Below are 3,432 nucleotides of genomic sequence, written 5' to 3' on the forward strand. Positions count from 1 at the left end.
CCAGATAAAGTCTAGCTCGAGCGTCGCCCCGACCGGAATGACGGCGACCCAAACCAACCGAAAGGGAACGATTGCGTGGATCCCGAACAGGTATTCCATACAGCGTTCGCCGTAGACACTCCACCCCAGGATGGTCGTGAAGGCAAAGAGGACCAGCCCGAAGGTCACGATATAGCCGCCAACCGACGGCAGGCCGGCGCTGAATGCGGCGGACGACAGGCCCGCTCCCGTCTCTCCGCTCGTCCAGACTCCCGTGACCATGATCACCAGGCCCGTGATGGTGCAGATGATGATGGTGTCGATGAAGGTGCCCAGCATGGCGACCGTGCCTTGCTGGATTGGATCGTTGCTCTGGGCGGCCGCATGCGCGATCGGGGCGCTGCCGAGACCCGCCTCGTTGGAGAAGATGCCCCGCGCCACACCCATCTGGATGCCCAGCATCAGCGTTGCGCCCGCGAATCCGCCCGCGGCGGCCGTCGGCGAGAAGGCGTGCAGCACGATCTGATAGATGGCTTGCGGAATCTGATCGGCGTTGAAGGCCAACACCACGAGACCGCCGACGACATAGGCGATCGCCATGAAGGGAACCAGCTTGCCGGCGACCCGGGCGATCCAACGAATACCGCCGATCAGGACCAAACCGACCACCACGGCCATCGCGATCCCCGACCAGAGCTCCGGGATCGCGAGTGTGCCGCTGAGTGCGTGCGACACGGAATTGGCCTGGACCATGTTGCCGATCCCGAAGCCGGCGAGCCCCCCGAAGATCGCAAAGGCGGTGCCGAGCCAAAGCCATCGACGACCCAGCCCGTTCTTGATGTAGTACATGGGGCCACCGACATAGTTGCCCTTTTCGTCCACCTCGCGGTATTTCACCGCCAAGACGCCCTCGGCATACTTGGTTGCCATGCCGACGAGTGCCGTGCACCACATCCAGAACAGGGCACCGGGGCCGCCGATCGCGATCGCCGTGGCGACGCCCGCGATGTTGCCCGTCCCGACCGTCGCTGCAAGCGACGTCATCAGCGCGTTGAAGGGCGTGATGTTGCCTTCGCCTTGGGCATGTCGCCCGGCCCACAACATCTTGAATCCGTATCCGAGCTTGAGGATCGGCATCAAGCGCAGGCCGACCATCAGGAAGAAGCCGGTTCCCAGGATGAGAACCAGCATGGGAGGGCCCCAGACAAGCCCGTTGATCGTGCCGACCCAATCCGCGATCACCTCCACGTGAAGCCTCCTCTAATGTCAGTTGCGCGACCCGATACAGCCGCCGGGCAACCGGCGGCTGTATCGGGGATCGATTCCGGAAACCGCACGCAACTATACACGTCAACCGGATGGATTCGCTCGAGAATGATGCCGTATCCGGACGGTATGGGGCGTCTGCCGCGTTCACCGCGCGCCGCCGAGACCCGACGTCGCCCGGGAAGCACCGCCGAGCCTCCGGCTCACGATCGAAATCCCTATCGGGTGCCGGTTGACGGGCGGCAAGCGGCCGAGCATAGAACCTTACCCGCGTCCAGAGCGAGATGCGCACTTTCGAGTGAGATCGACGTTTGCTGCATCGATAACCCTTAGCGGAGACGCGCTTTAGAATGTTATATTTTTCAAATCTTAAACCGCGCCGACTCCAACGGTCGTTCAGTCTGCCGGGGCTGTTCCCATCAAAAAACATCGCAGACCGCACCGGGCGCGGTTTAACAGCATTGAACACGCCGAATCGGCGAGCCGAGCCTTATGAAACTTCTTGTCGACTTCTTTCCCATCCTTCTCTTTTTCGCCGCCTACAAGCTCGAGGGCATCTATGTGGCGACCGGTGTCGCCATCGCCGCCTCGGCCGTCTTGGTGGGCTGGTCGTGGATCCGGCGGCGACGTGTCGAGACCATGCCGCTGGTGACGCTCGGACTGCTCGTCCTGTTCGGCGGACTGACGCTCGCCCTGCGGGATCCGATCTTCGTCATGTGGAAGCCGACGATCGTCAACTGGCTGTTCGCCGCCGTGTTTCTCGGCAGCCAACTCATCGGAAACCGACCCTTGATCGAGCGCATGATGGGCAACGCCATCGAGATCCCCGCGGCCGTTTGGTTGCGCCTGAACATGATGTGGATCGGTTTCTTCATCGTCACCGGACTCGTCAACCTCTTCGTCGTCTATGTCGGCAGCGGATTTTTCGGCGCGCGCGAGGCATTGATCCTCGCCTCGGGTCTTCAGGATGTCGACCTCTCGGCCTGCGCCGAACGCTTCGGCGGAGACCTTCTCTCGCTCTGCAACGATGCCCAAGCGCGCGAAGACGTTTGGGTCAATTTCAAGCTCTTCGGTATGATGGGCATGACGATCGTGTTCGTGATCGCTCAAGCCGTTTATCTCTCCCGACACATGAAGGATCAACCCTCGACCCTGGAGGCCGACTGACGTGCTTTACGCCATCATCGCCGTCGACAACCCGGAGAGTCTCGGCGCGCGTCTCGGGGCGAGACCGGCCCACCTCGCGCGCTTGGAGGCGCTGCAGAACGAAGGCCGCCTGGTTCTCGCGGGGCCTCACCCCGCGATCGACAGCCCGGACCCCGGCACGGCCGGCTTTTCCGGGTCGCTGATCGTGGCGGAATTCCCGAATCTTTCCGCGGCCGAGCAATGGGCGGACGCGGATCCCTATCTGGAAGCCGGCGTCTACCGAGAGGTGCAGGTCAAGCCCTTCAAGCGGGTCTTTCCGACCTGAGATCCGAGCGCATCCATCGGTCGAACCACGCACGACACCCGGTAGAGCGCCCTCGCCCCCCTTGCAGCCCCGGAATCCCGGATGCCACTGAATCTGACACACGGAAATCATCATCATGAAAACAAGTCGCTTTCCTCTCATTCTCTGCGCCTTGATGGCCGCCGGGGCAGTCCTCGCCGAAGAGGCCAAAGTGCCGGAGACCGATGAGGTCATCATCGCCACGGTGAACGGCACCCCGTATGACCTGGACCTGTTCCGACTCTTTTTCCTCGAGCGCCTGCAACAGAGTCAGGGAGAGAATTCCCCGGCCCTGCAAGAGCAGGCGTTCAACGAGTTCATGAGCCTGGTCGTCGCCTCGCAGGAGGCCGCGCGACGCAAGCTCGAGGAGGATCCCGAGGTGGCCGTCGCCATGCAGCGCATGAAGATCCTCTCCAACGCCGCCTTGGCCGCGATGGCCGAGGAGGTCGAGCCGACCGAAGAGGAGCTCAAGAAGGCTTACGAGGATGTGAAGAAGAACGCCACCCGGACGGAATACAAGGCACGCCACATCCTCGTGAAGGACGAAGAAGAAGCCAAGAAGGTGATCGCGGAGCTCGAGGGCGGCGGCGACTTCGGCGATCTCGCGCGCGAGCACTCGCTCGGACCGACCGGCAACAACGGCGGCGAGCTTGACTGGTTCGACGCCAACCAGATGGTTGCTCCCTTCTCGGAGGCCG

At 62.6% G+C, this 3,432-nt stretch carries 4 protein-coding genes; 3 read left to right on the forward strand and 1 reads right to left on the reverse strand.

The annotated features are described in order from the left end of the window. The coding region (locus GPT33_RS17825) for a sodium:alanine symporter family protein (RefSeq protein ID WP_296811749.1) at positions 1-1,227 on the reverse strand (1,227 nt) is incomplete at its 3' end. 510 nt (positions 1,228-1,737) lie between these two features. Between GPT33_RS17825 and GPT33_RS17830 the strand changes: the two genes are divergently transcribed. The 3 genes from GPT33_RS17830 to GPT33_RS17840 all read left to right on the forward strand — a co-directional run. After that, positions 1,738-2,412, forward strand: coding sequence for an inner membrane-spanning protein YciB (locus GPT33_RS17830; RefSeq protein ID WP_296811750.1), 675 nt, complete (start codon positions 1,738-1,740; stop codon positions 2,410-2,412). A gap of 1 nt (position 2,413) precedes the next feature. Beyond that, positions 2,414-2,716, forward strand: coding sequence for a YciI family protein (locus tag GPT33_RS17835; RefSeq protein ID WP_296811751.1), 303 nt, complete (start codon positions 2,414-2,416; stop codon positions 2,714-2,716). 115 nt (positions 2,717-2,831) lie between these two features. Next, positions 2,832-3,432: peptidylprolyl isomerase (locus GPT33_RS17840; protein ID WP_296811752.1), on the forward strand; the 601-nt coding region annotated here is incomplete at its 3' end.

It is taken from the genome of Thiocapsa sp. (genome assembly GCF_011390875.1).
Classification (GTDB): domain Bacteria; phylum Pseudomonadota; class Gammaproteobacteria; order Chromatiales; family Chromatiaceae; genus Thiocapsa.